Source organism: Pseudofrankia inefficax, from assembly GCF_000166135.1.
Taxonomy (GTDB): Bacteria; Actinomycetota; Actinomycetes; order Frankiales; family Frankiaceae; genus Pseudofrankia; species Pseudofrankia inefficax.
Map to the genome: position 1 here is coordinate 7264840 of NC_014666.1, position 16564 is coordinate 7281403.

At 73.9% G+C, this 16564-nt stretch carries 14 protein-coding genes; 6 read left to right on the forward strand and 8 right to left on the reverse strand.

Features of this window, described 5'->3' with window-relative positions; all coding sequences use genetic code 11:
- Positions 1–5: 5 nt before the first annotated feature.
- A complete protein-coding gene (locus FRAEUI1C_RS29330; RefSeq protein ID WP_013427006.1) occupies positions 6–794 on the forward strand; it encodes an urease accessory protein UreF in 789 nt (262 codons plus the stop codon).
- Here FRAEUI1C_RS29330 and FRAEUI1C_RS29335 read toward each other — a convergent pair.
- The 3 genes from FRAEUI1C_RS29335 to FRAEUI1C_RS29345 form a co-directional block, all read right to left on the reverse strand.
- A complete protein-coding gene (locus tag FRAEUI1C_RS29335; RefSeq protein ID WP_013427007.1) occupies positions 784–1464 on the reverse strand; it encodes a response regulator transcription factor in 681 nt (226 codons plus the stop codon). The genes FRAEUI1C_RS29330 and FRAEUI1C_RS29335 overlap by 11 nt on opposite strands.
- Entirely contained in the window at positions 1461–3137 is a 1677-nt protein-coding gene (locus FRAEUI1C_RS29340; RefSeq protein ID WP_232425170.1) for a sensor histidine kinase, read from the reverse strand. The genes FRAEUI1C_RS29335 and FRAEUI1C_RS29340 overlap by 4 nt, the downstream gene beginning before the upstream one ends.
- 155 nt (positions 3138–3292) lie before the next feature.
- The gene (locus tag FRAEUI1C_RS29345; protein WP_157735080.1) at positions 3293–3850 is read right to left on the reverse strand and encodes a hypothetical protein; all 558 of its coding nucleotides are present in this window, start codon (positions 3848–3850) and stop codon (positions 3293–3295) included.
- A 260-nt stretch (positions 3851–4110) separates the two neighbouring features.
- On the opposite strand from FRAEUI1C_RS29345, the gene FRAEUI1C_RS29350 reads away from it, so the two are divergent.
- Together FRAEUI1C_RS29350 and FRAEUI1C_RS29355 are read left to right on the forward strand one after the other, a co-directional pair.
- Complete coding sequence (locus FRAEUI1C_RS29350) at positions 4111–4560, forward strand: hypothetical protein (protein ID WP_013427010.1); 450 nt, start codon at positions 4111–4113, stop codon at positions 4558–4560.
- Entirely contained in the window at positions 4557–5231 is a 675-nt protein-coding gene (locus FRAEUI1C_RS29355) for a class F sortase (protein WP_232425171.1), read from the forward strand. The genes FRAEUI1C_RS29350 and FRAEUI1C_RS29355 overlap by 4 nt, the downstream gene beginning before the upstream one ends.
- A 108-nt stretch (positions 5232–5339) precedes the next feature.
- Here FRAEUI1C_RS29355 and FRAEUI1C_RS29360 read toward each other — a convergent pair whose 3' ends face one another.
- A complete protein-coding gene (locus tag FRAEUI1C_RS29360) occupies positions 5340–6395 on the reverse strand; it encodes an urease accessory protein UreD (protein WP_232425172.1) in 1056 nt (351 codons plus the stop codon).
- A gap of 103 nt (positions 6396–6498) precedes the next feature.
- On the reverse strand, positions 6499–7317 hold the full coding sequence (ureG, locus tag FRAEUI1C_RS29365; protein WP_013427013.1) for an urease accessory protein UreG: 819 nt from the start codon (positions 7315–7317) through the stop codon (positions 6499–6501).
- Between the two features lie 230 nt (positions 7318–7547).
- Between ureG and FRAEUI1C_RS29370 the strand changes: the two genes are divergently transcribed.
- The gene (locus tag FRAEUI1C_RS29370) at positions 7548–9203 is read left to right on the forward strand and encodes an MFS transporter (protein ID WP_157735081.1); all 1656 of its coding nucleotides are present in this window, start codon (positions 7548–7550) and stop codon (positions 9201–9203) included.
- 188 nt (positions 9204–9391) lie between these two features.
- Positions 9392–10048: a TetR/AcrR family transcriptional regulator gene (locus FRAEUI1C_RS29375; RefSeq protein ID WP_157735565.1), complete on the forward strand. Its 657-nt coding sequence runs from the start codon at positions 9392–9394 to the stop codon at positions 10046–10048.
- 407 nt (positions 10049–10455) lie between these two features.
- Here the strand turns inward: FRAEUI1C_RS29375 and hpnH are convergent, their stop codons facing one another.
- A complete protein-coding gene (hpnH, locus tag FRAEUI1C_RS29380) occupies positions 10456–11457 on the reverse strand; it encodes an adenosyl-hopene transferase HpnH (RefSeq protein ID WP_013427016.1) in 1002 nt (333 codons plus the stop codon).
- Between the two features lie 437 nt (positions 11458–11894).
- Between hpnH and FRAEUI1C_RS29385 the strand changes: the two genes are divergently transcribed.
- On the forward strand, positions 11895–12491 hold the full coding sequence (locus FRAEUI1C_RS29385) for a winged helix-turn-helix transcriptional regulator (RefSeq protein WP_013427017.1): 597 nt from the start codon (positions 11895–11897) through the stop codon (positions 12489–12491).
- Between the two features lie 62 nt (positions 12492–12553).
- Here the strand turns inward: FRAEUI1C_RS29385 and ispH are convergent, their stop codons facing one another.
- Both ispH and shc read right to left on the reverse strand, forming a co-directional pair.
- Positions 12554–14269 carry a 4-hydroxy-3-methylbut-2-enyl diphosphate reductase gene (gene ispH, locus FRAEUI1C_RS29390; RefSeq protein WP_013427018.1) on the reverse strand — a complete coding sequence of 572 codons (1716 nt, stop codon included), beginning with the start codon at positions 14267–14269 and terminating at the stop codon, positions 12554–12556.
- Positions 14266–16560: a squalene--hopene cyclase gene (shc, locus tag FRAEUI1C_RS29395; protein ID WP_013427019.1), complete on the reverse strand. Its 2295-nt coding sequence runs from the start codon at positions 16558–16560 to the stop codon at positions 14266–14268. Before shc ends, ispH begins: the two co-directional genes overlap by 4 nt.
- Positions 16561–16564 lie beyond the last annotated feature (4 nt).

The following is a 16564-nucleotide window of genomic DNA, read 5'->3' on the forward strand; positions in this document are numbered from 1 at the left end:
CTGCGATGACGGACATGTCGGCCGAACGACCCGGCCCGGCGGGCCAGGCGCTGGCCGGCCCGGCGGGCCAGGCGCTGGCCGGCCTGGCGGGTCGGCCGGGTGCCAGGGCCGCGCTGTTGGTGCTGGCCGACGGACGGCTGCCCGCGGGCGGGCATGCGCACTCGGGCGGGATGGAGGCCGCGATCGTCGACGGGGGCATCCGCGGGCTGGACGACCTCGCCGAGTTCCTCCGCGGCCGGTTGTCGACGGCGGGCCTGCTGTCCGCCGCGTTCGCCGCCGCCGCCTGCGAAGCCAGCCAGCACGGCCGCGAAGCCAGCCAGGACGGGGAGCTGCTCGCCGCACTCGACACCGAGCTCGACGCCCGGACGCCGTCCCCCGCGCAGCGGGACGCCAGCCGGGCACAGGGGCGGACGCTGCTGCGGGCCGGCCGCGCCGCCTGGGACCTGGCCGGCGCGGCGCTGCCGGCCGCGCCGCACCACCCGGTTGCCCTGGGCGTCGTCGCCGCCGCAGCGGGGCTCGGACCGGCGGACGCGGCGCTGGTCGCCTGCTACGGCGCGGTGTCGGGCCCGGCCTCGGCCGCGACCCGGCTGCTCGGGCTCGACCCGTTGGCGGTCACCGGCCTGCAGGCCCGGCTGGCCGTGGAGGTGGAGAGCGTCGCGGCCACCGCGACAGCCGCGGCCACTGCCGCCCTCGCCGCCGGCAGGCCGGACCTGCTGCCAGCCCCGTCGGCGGTCCGCCTCGACCTGCTCGCCGAGCGCCACCGCGCCGCGCCGGTCCGGATGTTCACGTCCTGACGGCCGTCTCCAGCCGGTAGCCCATGCCGCGGACCGTCGCGATCCTGGCCGCGCCGAGCTTGCGGCGCAGGTAGCCGACGTAGACGTCGACGATGTTGCTGCCCGGGTCGTAGTCGTAGCCCCAGACCGCGGACAGCAGCTGCTCGCGGGCGAGCACCTGGCCGGGGTGGCGCAGGAACGTCTCGGCCAGCACGAACTCCCGGGCGGTCAGGTCGATCACTCGGTCGCCGACGCGCGCCTGGCGGGTACGCAGGTCCAGGGCGAGATCACCGCTGCGCAGCACGGTCGGCTCCGGGGCGGCCCCTCGGTCGGGCCGCAGCCGCAGCCGGACACGGGCGAGCAGCTCCTCGAACCGGAAGGGCTTGCTGACGTAGTCGTCGGCCCCGCCCTCCAGCGCGGCGACCGTGTCACGCACCCCGTCGCGGGCGGTCAGCACCACGACGGGCAGCCGCGAGCCCGCGGCCCGCAGCTGGCGCAGCACGGCGAACCCGTCCAGGTCGGGCAGGCCGAGATCGAGCAGCAACAGGTCGACGTCGCCCGCCAGCGCGACCTCCAGCGCCGACTGGCCGTCGGCGACGCAGGTCGGGACGAAGCCGTTCGACCGCAGCCCCTTCGCCACGAACGACGCGATCCGCTGCTCGTCCTCGGCGATCAGGACCCGGTTCGTCATGCCTGCCTCCCGCCGCCTCGACCGGCCCCTCGGCCCTCCAACCCGCTCGGGCGCCCGTCGTCACCCGACGCGAACTCCAGCGGCTCGACGCCGGCGGGCCACGATCCGCCGACGTGGGCTTCCTCGTCACGCGGCTCGTGGTCGCGGTCCACCTGGTCGGGCAGCAGGCTCAGCTCCAGGATGAACACGGCACCCTGCCCGGTCCCGCTCGGACCGCCGACCCGGACCGTTCCACCATGCGCCGTCGCGATGGCGCGCACGATCGCGAGGCCGAGTCCCGCTCCGCCGCCGACGGCCCCGCCCGGCACGGCCGTCGGCCGGGCGCGCGCGCCGCGGGCGAAGCGCTCGAAGATGCGGGCCCGGTCGGCCGGCGGCACGCCGGGGCCGGAGTCCGCGACCCAGAAGCTGGCGACGCGGCCGTCGACCGCGGACCCGATGCCGATCGGGTCGCCCGGCCCGGTGTGCTGGGTGGCGTTCTGGGCCAGCTGCACCAGCGCCTGGGTGAGCCGCTGCCGGTCGACGAGCAGCCAGCCGGCGCCGACCGCCTCCAGCCGCCACGCGCGCGGCGCCAGCGCCCGCACCTTGATGAACAGGTCCTCGGTGAACGCGGCGAGGTCGACCGCCTCCCGGCGCAGGAAGTCGGGCTGCTCGGCCTTCGCCAGCATCAGCAGGTCGTCGACCAGGCGGCTCATCCGGTCGAGCTCGTCGAGGACGAGGGCCACGGTGTCGGCCCGGTCGTCCGGGTCGTCGCCGAGCAGCTCCAGATGCCCGCGGATGATGGTGATCGGGGTGCGCAGCTCGTGGCCGGCGTCGTCGACGAAGGCGCGCTGTGTCTCGAAAGCCTCCTCCAGCCGGTCCAACATGCCGTTGAACGTGCGCGCCAGCTCCGTGATCTCGTCCCGGCCGGCACCGTCACCCCGCGTTCCACGGCCGCCGCGCGTTCCACGGCCGCCGCGACCGGAGCGGCGGCCGCCGCGCGCGGGGCCGGCGCCGCCGATCGGGATCCGGCGCGAGAGGTCGGTCTCGGTGATCGACTGGGCGGTCCGGCGCACCATCCGTACCGGGGCGAGGACCCGTCCGGCGACCATCCAGCCAGCGGCGCCCGCGACGGCCAGCGCACCGAACCCCACCACGCTCAGCACCCGGACGACCGCGCCGACCTCGGCCCGCTCCCGGTCGACGAAGACCGCGGACACGAAGATGCCCCGTTCGGGCCGGCCTTGCGTGCTCACCGGGACCGCGACGTAGCGGACCTCCCCGGCCGGCGTGCCCACCCGGCCGTAGCTAGGCCGACCCGACGCGGCCGACGACACGAACGCCGCGATCGCCGCCGGGTCGGTGTCCAGCCGGTACGGCGGCGTCTCGGCGCTGCGGAAGATCGGCTTGCCGTCGACCAGCGCGAGCATGGTCTGGTTGCGGTCGGGGATCGCCCGTTCGAGGTGCGCCTCGAGCAGGGCCCGCACGTCGGTGAACTGAGAACGCCGCGTCGCCGGGTCGACGTTCTTCTCCACGAACCTGCGCAGCTCGCTGACTTCCTTCGCCAGGCCCTGGTCGACCCGTTCGTCGGCCCGCGCGAGCAGCACCTCGCGGGCGGCCAGCACCGAGCCGGCCAGCGCGAGCGCGACGAGCAGGAGCTGCCAGCCAAGGATGCGCAGCCGCGCGGAGCCCGTCACGGCGCGAATCCTCATCAGCCCGCTCGCCGGCCCGTGGGACCTCGGCCGCCGACGCGCCATGCCGCCAAGCGTGCCGCGCGGACCCAAGCGGTGGATGAGGACACGATGAGAAGGCTCTCATCCCCGGCGGCCCGCGCGACGCCTGGGAAGCGCCGCTAGGGCGTCACGCTCACGGAAGCCCGCGCGGGCGCCGCCGCGCGTGGTTCCGAACCGGGCGCCGCCGAGAGCGGGCCGCTCGCGGGAGCCGGAGCGGCGATCGGCAGCGGGACTGGGCGGACCGCCACCTCGGTGGCGGCTGAGGGTCCCTCCCGCGCCAGCAGCGGGGGTGTCAGCATCGTCGGGGTCGGGGCCGGGAGCGTGCGCGCTGGGCTGGGGCTCGGGGTGGCGGTGGCCACCGCCCCTTTGGCCAGAATCGGGCCGCCAAGGTCGGGCGGGCTCGGTTCCTGCGCGGCAGACAGCACCCCGGCGACCAGCCCGCCGACGACCGCCGAGAGCCCGAGCACCGCCAGGCCGGTCCGCCAGGCCGCCACACTGCCCCCGGCCGACGCACTGACCTGGGCCGCCGCGCTGATCTCGGTCGACGCGCTGATCTCGGTCGACGCACTGACCTGGGCCGCGCTGACCTCGGTCGCCATGCCGTTCTCGGGCCGGGTCTGGGCCGCCCGCCGGGGCGTACCGGCCGCCGGCTCCGGCGCAACCGGGTGATCCGCCATGCCCGTCATGGTAGGTGAGGCCGGAAGCCCGGGCCGGTCCCCGGCCGAGGGCACCGGCTCCTCCATGAGAGGCCTCTCACCGTCGTCTCACGGTCAGCCCACTCGCCGCCGAGAGGCTCGGTCTCGGCCGGATCGAACCGGCCGACGACCACCAGCCACCGGGTTGGGAGCGGCCCAGCCAACCGGCCCGCTCCCGGGCCCTGGGCCTCCGGGCGCGTCATCGGCCCGGACTCCCCCAAAGAGATCGAGGCAGTCCAGAGATGAACCTGACCTCCCGAGCCACTCGTCGGCTCGCCACGTCCTCCGCGCTCGCCGCCGCGCTGGCCGGGGCCGTGGTGCTGCCGGCGACGGCCGCCAGCGCCGCGACGCCGGTCCCCACCGTCTCCGCCGCCGCCCGGGCCCCGATGCCCGCCCCGGTCCCGATCGACCCGCAGGCGCCGACGCCCGCGCCGGCCGAGCCGCGCCCGGTCACGGCCACTCCGCCGCGGGCCGACGCCCCCCGGCTGACGTCCATCCCCGGGCAGGCCGACGGCCGCACGCCCGCGGCTGTGGAGCCGCGCGGCGGAGTCGACACCGGCCTCGGCGGCACCCAGCGGAACCCTGGCCACAGCGCGGACCTCGTGGTTCCGGTCGCGGCCGGCGCGGCTGCCGGGCTTGGCGCGCTCGGCGTGTTCGGTCTACGGCGCCGGCGCGTGAGCGCGCGCGGGTGACTGGTCGGCTTCCCGCCGGGCTGACGATGGTGATCGCACTCGTACTCGCGTCGGCCTCGCTCGCCGCCTGCGGCGCGCGGGCCGGCGCGGGCCGGGTACCCGCCACCACGGCCCCGGCCCGCAATGGCGCCGAGCCCACCTCGGCGGGCGGCGCCGCGGGCTCGGGTTCGGATGGCGCGGTGGGTTCCGGCGCGGTGGGCTCGGGGTCCGGGAGCGGCGCCGCGGGCAAGGCGGCGGACCCGGTCCGGCTCACCGTGCCGGACATCGGGGTGGCGGCGCCCGTCGTGCCCCTGGACCTGGACGCGGCCGGGCGTCTCCTGGCCCCGACCGGGTTCAGCGAGGTCGGCTGGAACCACGCCGGCCCGGAGCCAGGCGACGACGGCGTCGCGGTGATCGCCGGCCACGTCGATTCGAAGACCGGCCCGGCCGTGTTCTACCGCCTCAACCGCCTGCGGCCGGGTGGTCTGGTCCTCGTCCAGCGGGCCGACGGAACAACGGCGAAGTTCGTCGTCGACCGGGCGGCCGAGTACTCGAAGGCCAACTTCCCGGACCAGGAGGTCTACCACTCGGGAACGGGCGCCCAGCTCCGCCTGATCACCTGCGGGGGCGTCTTCGACCACACGACCGGGCACTACGTCGACAACGTGGTCGTCTTCGCCCACCTCGTCTAGCGCCGCGTTCGCCCGAGGGGGGCCGGCCGGGTTGGAGACTGGGTCATCCCTGGTGGTGGGGCGAGGACCCCCGCCACCGCCATCAGGCATGACTCAGCCGCCGACCTCTCAGTCCCCGAGGTGGCGGCGAAGGGTGACGGCGTCGTCAGCGAGGGCCGTCACCAGGACGCCAGGGCCAGCCAGCGGGAGCACCGCGGCGCCGCCGGGGATGCGCCCGGCGGTCGCCGGCTCGGCCGGGCTCACCGACACGGCGACGCCAAGGCCCGCCAGGCCCTGTCTCCGGTCCGGGGCGTGGCCTGACTGGTCAGCTGGAGGGCGCGACGTCCCGGGGTCCGCCGCCGGGGCGCCGCAGTCGTCCGGAGGCGCGGCGATCAGCAGGGAGCCGACGGCGCGGGCCGAGCCCACCAGCGCCGCGCTGCCCAGGCCTGGGGCATCGGGCCCGAGGGTCAGCTGCTGACGCAGCAGCGGCCGGCGACCGGGCCCCGTGGCCCCGCCAGCCGACGCGGAGCGGACATCGACCCGCAGATCGGTCTCGATCTGGCCGGAAGGCTCGCCGAACCGACCGAGCAGGATCTCCTCCCGCCATCGCAGCCACCCGCCCGTGGCGACGGTCGCCCGTCCGACCATGCGGTGCCAGCAGCCGCGTACCGCGACCGTCGGCTCCGGCAGCAGGTCGAGCGCACCCCCGGTCGCGACGTCCGCGTGAATCTCCAGCACCGACGGCCCCGCTCCGTGCCCGGGCATCGCGAGCGTCGCCGCGACCGACCGCAGCACCAGCCGTACGCCGGTGCCGACGCTGATGTCGAGGCGCAGCTGATCCCCGGTCAGCGGGCCGGCGGCCGCGCCGACGAGGTGCACGGTGACCGTCGGCAGCGCCGGGGGCACCAGGTCCTCCAGCCGCCACGCCTCCGCCGGAAGACCTGGGGCGCCGGTGGCGGCCGGGGAGGTCGACGTGTGCCGCATCACCAACGGCACGGCCGAACGCAGCTCGGTGACCCGCGCCGAGCCGTCCGGGCCGGCCTCGACCCGCACGGCGGCGTGAGCCCGGACCACCGTCCGGCCGCCACCGACAGCGCCCGAGCCCGCCAGTGGAGACCGGGTGGCGGGCCCGTCCGACGTTCCGCCGTCCGTCGGCGCGGGCCCGGCGGCGGCGAGCGCCGTCACCGGTCTGCCGGGCCGACGCCGACCGTGGCCCGCACCAGGCCGCCGGACCGACCGCGCCGCCAGGCCTCGCCATCGCGGATACCGCGAGGGGGGCCGCCGCGCCTCACTGCGTGCCGGGCACGTCGAGGCCGACGGAGGCGAGCGGGGTGAGGTTGGACTCGTAGATGCCCGCGCCGGCGGCCCGGGCCTCGACGAGCTGGCTGAAGACCCAGCGGGCGACGTCGGTGGCCGCCGGGTCCTCGACGAGGCTGGTGAACAGCACCGGACGGCCGTCGCGCATCGCCGTGGCGTCGCGCTCCATCACGCCGAGGTCGGCGCCGACGAGTGGGGCCAGGTCGGTCTTGTTGATGACGAGCAGGTCGCTGCTGGTGACGCCGGGGCCGCCCTTGCGCGGCACCTTGTCACCGCCGGCGACGTCGACGACGAAGATCTGCCGGTCGATCAGTCCGTAGCTGAAGGTCGCGGTCAGGTTGTCGCCGCCGGACTCGACGAGGATGAGGTCCAGCGGGCCGAACGCGGCGTCCAGGTCCTCGACGGCGTCCAGGTTGGACGTGATGTCGTCGCGGATCGCCGTGTGGGGGCAGCAGCCGGTCTCGACCGCGCGGATCCGCGCCGGGTCCAGCACCCCGGCGCGACGCAGGAAGTCGGCGTCCTCGGTCGTGTAGATGTCGTTGGTGACGACGGCGAGGTCGACCTTGTCGGCCAGTGCGCGGCAGAGCGCCGCGACGAGCGCGGTCTTGCCACTGCCGACCGGCCCGCCGATCCCGATCCGCAGCGCCCGGCCGGCGGGAACCGCCCGCGGCGCCGCCGGCGCGGCCGTCCGCCACGCCGCCGTCAGCCCGGGGCCGGCCGAACCCCCGGAGCCCTGGGCGCCACCGAGCAGCGAGGAACCATGCTCGTGGTGATCGTGGTCGAGGTGCACCGACGCCTCCCGGTCTCGTATCCGCGCTGCTGGCGCGGCTCGCTCCTGGGGAGCTCCCGCCGCTGTCGCCAGCCTAGGCCCCGGGGATGACACATCCGTTACTCCGGCCACGAGGGCGCGCGGGCCGGACTTGGGCGGGACGTGGCAAACGCGACGGAGCTGCGCGCGGAAGCATTCCTTCCGGTTAGGTTCGTTCCGCTCACGGAACCGCCTACCTCCGAGGACCGACCATGACGACGTCCGCGGAACGCGCGGCCAGCCAGGGCCCGGCGCCCGACGACGATCCCAGGCAGCCGGAGCCGACGACGACGTCCGTTGCTCACCCGCCCGGTCCGGAGCACCGGCCGATGTCGCAGCGAGAGATCAGCCAGGCCGTCTGGGCGCTGGTGCTGGGCCTGTTCGTCACGATGATCGCCGGCACCGTCGTGGCGAACGCGCTGCCGCGCATCATGGCCGACCTGCATGGAAGCTCGACCGACTACACCTGGGTCGCGGCGATGACGCTGCTGATGATGACGGCGACCGTGCCGCTCTGGGGGAAGCTGTCCGATCTGCTGAGCCCGAAGGTCCTGCTCCTGCTGGCCCTCACGCTGTTCACGGTCGGCTCCTGCCTCGCCGGGCTCTCCCATTCGCCCGCCTGGCTGATCGCCGCACGCGGGGTGCAGGGTGTCGGCGCCGGCGGCACCAGCTCGCTGACGCAGGTGGCGATCGCGGCGATGGTCCCGGCCCGGGAGCGGGCCCGCTACAACGGCTACATCGGTGCCGCGTTCGCCGTGTCGAACATCTCCGGCCCACTGGTCGGCGGGGTGATCGTCGACACCCCTGGGCTCGGCTGGCGCTGGTGCTTCTACATCTGCGTCCCGGTCGCGGTGGTCGCCTTCGTGCTGCTGGTCCGCACGCTCCGGCTGCCCACCGAGCGTCGTCCGGTCCGCATCGACTACCTCGGCGCCATCCTGATCCCGGGTGGCGTGGGCCTGCTGCTGCTGTGGCTGACGCTCGGTGGGGACCTCGTCGGCTGGCTGTCGGGCACCGGGCTGGCGCTGCTGCTCGGTGGGGCGGCCACACTGCTGCTCGCCGTCGTCGTGGAGACGCGGGTGGCGGAGCCGATCGTGCCGCCCCGGCTGTTCCGGGACCGGACCATCGTGCTCGCGGTGACCGGCGTCATCGCGACGGGCGCCGTGACGGTCACCGTGCCGCTGCTGTTCAGCCAGTACTTCCAGCTGGGCCGCGGCGAGACGCCGACCGTGTCCGGCCTGCTGACCGCGCCGATGGTCGTCAGCTCGGCGGTGTCGGCCAACCTCGCCGGGCGGGCCATCACCCGGACCGGCCGCTGGAAGGGCATCCTCGTCGCCGGGGCCCTCTGCATGTGCGGCGGCCAGGTGCTGTTCGCGACCATTCGCGCCGGAACGCCGCTGGCCGCGGTCTGCGCCTATCTGGCCCTGGTCGGCGTCGGCATCGGCATGACCCAGCAGAACCTCATGGTCGCCGTGCAGAACAGCGCGGCGCGCGGCGACCTCGGAGCCGCGAGCGGCGTGGTCGCCTTCTTCCGCAGCCTCGGCTCGACCGCGGGGGTCGCCGCGCTCGGGGCGCTGCTGGGAAACCTCGCCGCCAGCCGGACCGGACACGGGCTCGCCGCCGCCGGTCTGCCCGCGGACGCCGTCGCGGACACGCACGGTGTCCCGGACCTGGCCAGACTGCCCGCGCCCGTCGCGGCCGTGGTCCAGCACGCCTACGGGGACGCCGTCGGGCACGTCTGGCTGTACGCGGTGCCTCTGGCCCTGGTCGGGCTCGTCGCGATGCTGCTGATCCGGGAGACCCGTCTCGCGACGACCACCGAGGACGTGTCGCTCGGTACCGGCCCGCAGCAGGTCGCGTCAAGGCCGTAACGGACCGCCAGCGGGGGCCACTCGTTCCGGCCGCGAAATCCACTTGGACGAGCGCGCCCACCGCTGGCGGCCCCGTGATTCCACGCAGTGTTCCGGGCGGGTTTCAGCCGGCCACCTCAGGGGTGTTCGAGGTGAAAGGCCGGCGGTCTGTGCACCATAATCGAGCTGTGACGAGGGCCCGCCAGGATCTGCGCACGGCGGACAACGCCCGAGCGAGTGACCGCACGCCGGACAACCGGTCGTTGGAAACACGAACCGCGTTGGTTGCCGCCGCGCGCCGGCGGTTCGCGGAACAGGGATATGTGGCCACGGGCACCGAGGAGATCGTCGCCGATGCGCGCGTCACCCGGGGCGCTCTGTACCACCACTTCCGCGACAAGGCGGACCTGTTCCGTGAGGTGATGAAGGAGGTCGCGAGCGAGGTCGCGACCGCTCTCGTCAAGAGTGAGCTGGAGGCGACGATCGGTGGCGACGCCTGGACGCAGCTGCGTCGCGGCTTCCAGTCGCTGCTGGACTTCTCCACCAGGACGGATACGGACTTCCAGCGGATCGTGCTGGTCGACGGCCCCGCCGTGCTCGGCAACGACGCCTGGAACACGCTGGTCGAGAAGCACGGCTATGGGCTGCTCTCGGAATGGCTGGAACGCGCCATCGCCGAGGAGGTGATCGACCCGATTCCGGTCGCGCCACTGACCCGGCTGGTCACGGCGCTGCTCGCCGAGGCAAGCCTCTACGTCGCCCGCTCCGCAGACCCGTCGCAGGCCCGCCGCGAGACCGGCGTCGTCCTCGACCGCCTCCTGTCCGGCCTGGTCCACAACGCCCGCCCCGCCCCCCAGCCCCTCTGACCTCGCAGGACTCCATCGGCCACAGTGATCGCCGTTGAGGCCCTGAAATGGTTGTAATCCGCGCTCGATCACGACCAGTTCAGGGCCAGAACAGAGATCATGCGCGCGGGCCGACGGGTGAACCTCGGCGGAGCCGAACTGCCCACCAAAACAGGAAAGGCCCGTTCCCGACGGAACGAGCCTTCCTAGCGCCGATCTCTTCTACGCGACCACCAGACGAAACCCAGCCGAAGAAGGTTCGGGTCGGCGCGCAGCGCCCGACAATCGCGACCCAGCCAAGGCACCGACACTGGACAAGCATCAGCCTCGTATTGCACACCACCACGACGACCAGGGCCGGGCGGGCGCGGAGCGTCCGACCAGATTTTGGGTGAGCCGGGGCGCTCCGCGCCCCGGCTCACCCAAAATCACATGCGGACCGCGCGGAGCCCTTCCTTGAGGGAACCCATCGTGGCCAGCACGGCAGAGGTCTCGTAGCCGCAGTGCGCCATGCAGTTGGCGCAGCGCGGGTCCTTGCCGCGGCCGTACTTGTCCCAGTCGGTCGTCTCGGTGAGCTCCTTGTAGGAACCGACATAACCGTCGCTCATCAGATAGCACGGCTTCTGCCAGCCGAACAGGGAGTAGCTGGGAATACCCCACGCGGTGCAGGCCAGCTCGCGCTTGCCCTCCAGGAAGTCCAGGAAGACCGGCGAGTGGTTCAGCCGCCACTTCTTGCGCCGGCCCTCGGAGAACACCTTGGAGAACATCTCCCGCGTCTCCTGCACCCCGAGGAAGTGCTCCTGGTCCGGCGCCTTCTCGTAGGCGTAGCCAGGCGAGAGCTGGATCGCGTCGACCTTGAGGTCGTCGTTCAGGAAGGTCAGGATGTCGATGACGTCCTGCGGGCTGTCGTTGTTGAAGAACGTCGAGTTGGTACCGACCCGGAAGCCCGCGGCCTTCGCCGCCTTGAAGGCCTCGATGCACTCGTCGAAGGTGCCTTCCTTCTCCACGATCGCGTCGTGCCGATCACGGAGTCCGTCCACATGCAGCATGAACGTGAAGTAAGGGCTCGGAGTGAAGTTCTTCAGCTTCTTACGCAGCAGCAGGCCGTTCGAGCAGAGGATGACGAACTTCTTGCGCTTGGTGAGCTCATTCACGATCTCGTGGATCTGAGGGTGCATGAGCGGCTCACCGCCGGCGATCGCGACCACCGGTGCACCACACTCTTCGACCGCGGCCAGAGCGTCCTCAACGCTCATCCGCTGCTTGAGCACGTTTGCGGGATGCTGGATCTTCCCGCAGCCGGTGCACGACAGGTTGCAGGCGAAGAGCGGTTCCAGCTCAAGCACGAGCGGGAAGTACTTCTTTCGCTGGATCTTCTGCTTGACCAGGTAGGACCCGACACGCACCTGGTAGCGCCACTGAACCGCCACGGCGGATGTCCCCCTCTCGTCAGGCCGCCCGGTGGTGACCTGGGGTCGTTGGGGATCACCATACAGCGAGTACGTACAGGCTGTATGTCGACCCCAGGGGCAACATACAAGCTGTATGTCGAACGCGCATGTCGATCTGGTAAATCCACGACGACGATCTCGCCACGGCCGCGGCTGGCTACCGTCCGCGCCCATTTCGTGGGTTTCGGGGCCGGGCCATCCGCACTAGGCGCGCACCACTTTCACAGACAGCGATGCAGACGCAGTCTGCGTCACGGCGAGTAAACCCGCCACCCGAGGAGAGGTCGCCATGCCGACACCCTCCGAGGCATCTACTTCCCACTAAATCCAGCCGGACACCTGTCAGCCGATCCCGGCTTGGCGATCTGGGTTCGATCCACGAACCTAGCCAACTGGGGCCACTAGACTTGCTCGTCATGGAGGCACCCGCTACCCCACCGAGCCGCGCGGGCACCCCGCCACTCCTGACGGCCCCACGCCCCTGCTCGATCGCCCGCGCCCTCGAGATCGTCGGCGAGCGCTGGTCGCTCCTGGTGATCCGCGAGGTGACCCTGGGCGTCCGTCGCTTCGACGCCATCCAGGCCGCCACCGGCGCCCCCCGCGCCGTCCTCACCGACCGGCTGGCGAACCTGGTGCGGGCCGGGGTGCTCGACCGGGTGAGCTACCGGGAGGACGGCACCAGGGCCCGCCCCGAGTACCGGCTCACCCAGGCCGGCCGCGAACTCAGCCCGGTGCTGACCGCGCTGCGCCAGTGGGGCGACCGGCATCTGTCCGACGAGGCCGGCCCCCCGGCCACCTTCACGCACGTCGGCTGCGGAGCGCCCGTCCGCGTCCAGCACGTCTGCGCCGCCGGCCACCTGATCGACGACGCCCGCGAGGTCGTCAGGACGACCCGCGAGGCCCAGGCCGCCGAGACCCAGAACGCTGAGACCCAGAACGCTGAGACCCGGGACGCCGAGACTTCGGCTACCGAGACGCCCTCCGACCTGCGCCCGGCGAGCCCGGCCACCTGACCGCGCGCCGAACGGGCGCGGCGCCGCTGCGGTCGCGTGACCGCAGCGGCGCGGACGCCGGGTCAGCCGCCCTGCGGCCGGCGAACCTCCTTGGGCAGGGTGAAGGCGATCGACTCGGTGCCGATCGACCGCGTCGTCACCGTGGTGGCGCCGAGCCCGGCGAGCGCGTCGGCCAGCTCGTGCACCAGGCTCGGCGGCGCCGAGGCACCGGCCGAGATCCCGATCGTGTCCGCGCCGGCGAGCCAGTCCAGCCGCACCTCGTCGACGCTCTCGACCAGGTGTGACGCGACGCCGTCGCGGCGGGCGACCTCGGCGAGCCGGCGCGAGTTCGCGCTGTTCTCCGACCCGACCACCAGCACGAGGTCCGCCTCGCTCGCCACCCGGCGCACCGCGTTCTGCCGGTTGGACGTCGCGTAGCAGATGTCCGCCGAGCCGGGCCCGACGATCGCCGGGAACCGGGCCTTCAGCGCGTCCACGACCTCCTCGGCCTCGTCCACCGCGAGGGTCGTCTGCATCAGGTACGTGACCCGCTCGGGGTCCTCGACCTGTAGCGACGGCACGTCCTCGGCCGACTCGACCAGGGTGATCCGCCCCGGCGCCTCACCCAACGTGCCGTCGACCTCCTCGTGACCGGCGTGGCCGATGAGCAGCACCGTGTCACCGCGGGCGGTGAACCGGCGCGCCTCGGCGTGCACCTTCTCCACCAGCGGGCAGGTCGCGTCGATCACGTCGAGGTTGCGGCCCGCGGCCTCGACGTGCACCGCGGGGGCGACCCCGTGCGCGGAGAAGACGACGGTCGCGCCCGGCGGAACCTCGTCGAGCTCGTCGACGAAGACCGCGCCACGGCTGGCCAGATCGTTGACCACGTGGGTGTTGTGCACGATCTGCTTGCGGACGTAGACCGGTGCGCCGTGCAGCTCCAGCGCCCGCTCGACCACCTCGATCGCCCGCTCGACGCCGGCGCAGAACGCGCGCGGCTCGGCCAGCAGCACCCTGCGCTGCCCGACCGCGGCGGCCCACGCACCCAGCGGCCCGCCGAGCCGGCGCAGCGTGCGCAGGCCGGAGACGCCGCGGCGGGCCAGGTCGATCCGGCCGAGCGGCTCGGCCGCCGTGTCGACGATCACCCGGACGACGGCGAACGGCTTGCCGGCCGCGCTCGGCGACAGGTAGGCCGACTCCATGTCCACGGCGATCGCGCCGGTCGCGGCGAGCTCAGCGCGCGCGGTGCCGACGGCGAGCCGCGGCACCGAGACGACCGGCCCGATGTGCACGGTCAGCCCGGCGCGCCGCAGTTCGCCGGCGAGCAGCGGCGCCGACGGGCAGCGGCCGGTGACCGTGCCGTCGCCGGTGCGGACCTCGCTCGCGACGATGACGTCACCCGGGCGGACGCCGGGCGCGAGCCCGCCGCCGAGCCCGACCACCGCGACCGCGTCCGGCTTCGCCGCGCGCACCGCCTGGTTGGCCCGGCTGGCGCGTTCCGGGCCCATGCCGGTGCGCACGACGACGGCGTCCGCCGGCAGCCCGGACCGGCCGGCGGCGAGTGCCTCCAGCCGCAGCGCCGCGGCCACGGCCAGTCTGGACCGGCGCGGCGGGCGCCCCGGCTTCCAGCTGGGGCCGGTGCCGACCGCCTGTTTGGGGATCCGTGGCACGGCCCGTGCCGGCGCCTCGGCGGCCGCGCTCTCGGGTGGGGACGACGCGGACGCCTCCCCCGCCGTCGGCGGGCCGCCAGTATGACGCCGATCGCCGGTGTTCTCGGATGCAGAGATGCTGCTGCTCATGCCGCGGACCGCCCGGTGAGGGTCACGTACCGGCCGAGAGCCGTCAACGGGAAGACCAGCCGGTACAGGTGGTAGTTGATGGAGAAGTCCCAGGGGAAGCCGGTGCCGGTGTAGTAGGGCTCGTCCCAGGTGCCATTGGGCAGCTGGGTGTCGCACAGCCAGCGCACGCCGCGGCCGACCGCCTCGTTCATCGGGTCGGCGGCGAGCAGCGCGAGCAGCGCCCAGGCGGTCTGCGACGCGGTCGGTTCGCCGCGGCCCACCCAGGCGTCGTCCTGGTAGGACCGCAGGTCCTCGCCCCATCCGCCGTCGGGGTGCTGGTGGGCGACCAGCCAGCGCACCGCTGAGCGGATCGCCGGATGGTCGGCGGCCACGCCGGCCGAGATCAGCGCGGGTACGACCGCGCCGGTCCCGTACACGTGGTTGACCCCCCAGCGGCCGAACCACGAGCCGCCGGGCTCCTGGTCGTCCAGCAGCCAGCGCACCGCGCGCTGGGTGACCGGGTGGTCGGCCCGGCCCAGGTCGGCGAGCATCTCGACCATGTGCGCGGTGACGTCCGCGCTGGGCGGGTCGATCACCTCGCCGAAGTCGCAGAACGGGATCTTCGTCGCCAGCTCACGGACGTTGTCCGCGTCGAAGGCGCCCCAGGCGCCGTTCGCCGAGCGCATCCCGACCGACCAGTTGACCGCCCGCTCGACGGACGCTCTGGCCTGTTTCGCGAATGTCGGATCGACGTCGTCCCAGCCGGACCCCAGCAGCCGGCGGACCGCGAGGACCACCTCGGCCGTGTCGTCGACGTCCGGGTAGATGTCGTTGGCGAACTCGAACGCCCAGCCTCCGGGCTCCAGGTTCGGCCGGCGGACCCGCCAGTCGCCCGGAACGGTGACCTCCTCGCGGACCAGCCATTCGCCGGCCTTGCGCATCGCCGGGTGGCGGGCGTCGAGCCCCGCGTCGGCGAGCGCCACGACGGCGAGCGCGGTGTCCCAGACCGGTGACTGGCAGGCCTCCAGCCGGCGGACCGTGACGACCTCGTCGCCCTCACGGACCTGCTCCCGGACGGTGAAGGTCTCCAGGCCGTCGAGGGCGGCGACCAGCACCGGATGGTCCATCGAGTAGCCCATCAGGTGCAGAGCCATGATCGAGTAGACCCAGGGTGGCTGAATTCCGCCCCAGCCGCCGTCGGCCTCCTGGCGGGCCAGGACCCACTCGGTCGCTCGGCGCAGGGCCAGCTCCCGCAGCGTCTTCACCGGGTGACGCTGGTAGCGGCGCAGCCCGGCGTCGAGCCGCTGGAACACACCCGTCCAGCTGACCAGGGGTGCCCGGTCGGGACGCACCGCCGCGACCCGCAGCTCGTCGATCGAGAAACCGAGCGATCGGACCGGCCGGAAGTGACCGACGATCGTCAGCGCCACCACCGTCTGACGGGCCCAGCACCCGAAGTCGTAGACGTTCAGCGGCACCCAGCTCGGCAGCAGGACCAGCTCGGGCGGCAGCACCGGGACCTCGTCCCACGGCCACTCACCGAACAGCGCCATCCAGATCCGCGTGAAGACCCGCGTCGCGGCGAGGCCGCCGTGCGCCCGCACGAACGACGCGGCGGCCAGCATGTGCGGCGCGTCCGGCAGGTCGCCGGCCAGTCGCAGGCCGACGTACGCCTCGAACGTGGTCGACAGGTCGGACGGGCCGCCATGGAAGGTCGGCCAGCCGCCGTCGTCCTGCTGCTTCGACCGGATCCAGCGGCCGGTCTCGGCGGCCAGCTCCGGCGGCAGGATGCCGAGGAACTGGCGGAGCATGAGATCCTCGGCGTCCATCGTGACGTTGGTCTCGAGCTCCCCCTTCCACCAGCCGGCCTCGGACTGCAGGCCCAGGAGATGGTCGCGCGCACGGCCCAGCACCGCGGCCGCCCGGTCGGCGACCTGGTCGGCCTGGGGCCCGGCCAGCTCGGTGGAGCCGAGCTGGCCGGTCTGCTGGGTGCGCGTCCCAGCGCCGCCGGCCGCGCGGACCGTGGCTGACGCCGCGCCGGCCAGCGGGCCGGTCGGGTCGGCCAGGTCAGTCGCGAGGTCAGGCAGCAGCGCCGGCCCGCTCGTGGCCGTCGAGGTCACAGCCCCGCTCGTGGCCGTCGGGGTCACGGCGCCGCTCTTGGCGACCGGGGCCACGGGCCGGGTGGTCACCAGCACGGGCCCGGCAACGGCGGACCCTCCGGATCGGCTTCGCCGATCCGAAAGGGACCCCGGCCGCGCGGACGTCGGCTGCGTCGCCGGCGTCGCCGGGGACGGGTCCGAGGTCAGGCTCATAGCC

What these genes read in the sequence shown, in the direction of transcription:
- FRAEUI1C_RS29330 (WP_013427006.1), top strand. Translation starts at nt 6, where the DNA reads ATGACGGACATGTCGGCCGAACGACCCGGCCCGGCGGGCCAGGCGCTG.
- FRAEUI1C_RS29335 (WP_013427007.1), bottom strand. Translation starts at nt 1,464, where the DNA reads ATGACGAACCGGGTCCTGATCGCCGAGGACGAGCAGCGGATCGCGTCG.
- FRAEUI1C_RS29345 (WP_157735080.1), bottom strand. Translation starts at nt 3,850, where the DNA reads ATGGCGGATCACCCGGTTGCGCCGGAGCCGGCGGCCGGTACGCCCCGG.
- FRAEUI1C_RS29350 (WP_013427010.1), top strand. Translation starts at nt 4,111, where the DNA reads ATGAACCTGACCTCCCGAGCCACTCGTCGGCTCGCCACGTCCTCCGCG.
- FRAEUI1C_RS29370 (WP_157735081.1), top strand. Translation starts at nt 7,548, where the DNA reads ATGACGACGTCCGCGGAACGCGCGGCCAGCCAGGGCCCGGCGCCCGAC.
- FRAEUI1C_RS29385 (WP_013427017.1), top strand. Translation starts at nt 11,895, where the DNA reads ATGGAGGCACCCGCTACCCCACCGAGCCGCGCGGGCACCCCGCCACTC.
- ispH (WP_013427018.1), bottom strand. Translation starts at nt 14,269, where the DNA reads ATGAGCAGCAGCATCTCTGCATCCGAGAACACCGGCGATCGGCGTCAT.
- shc (WP_013427019.1), bottom strand. Translation starts at nt 16,560, where the DNA reads ATGAGCCTGACCTCGGACCCGTCCCCGGCGACGCCGGCGACGCAGCCG.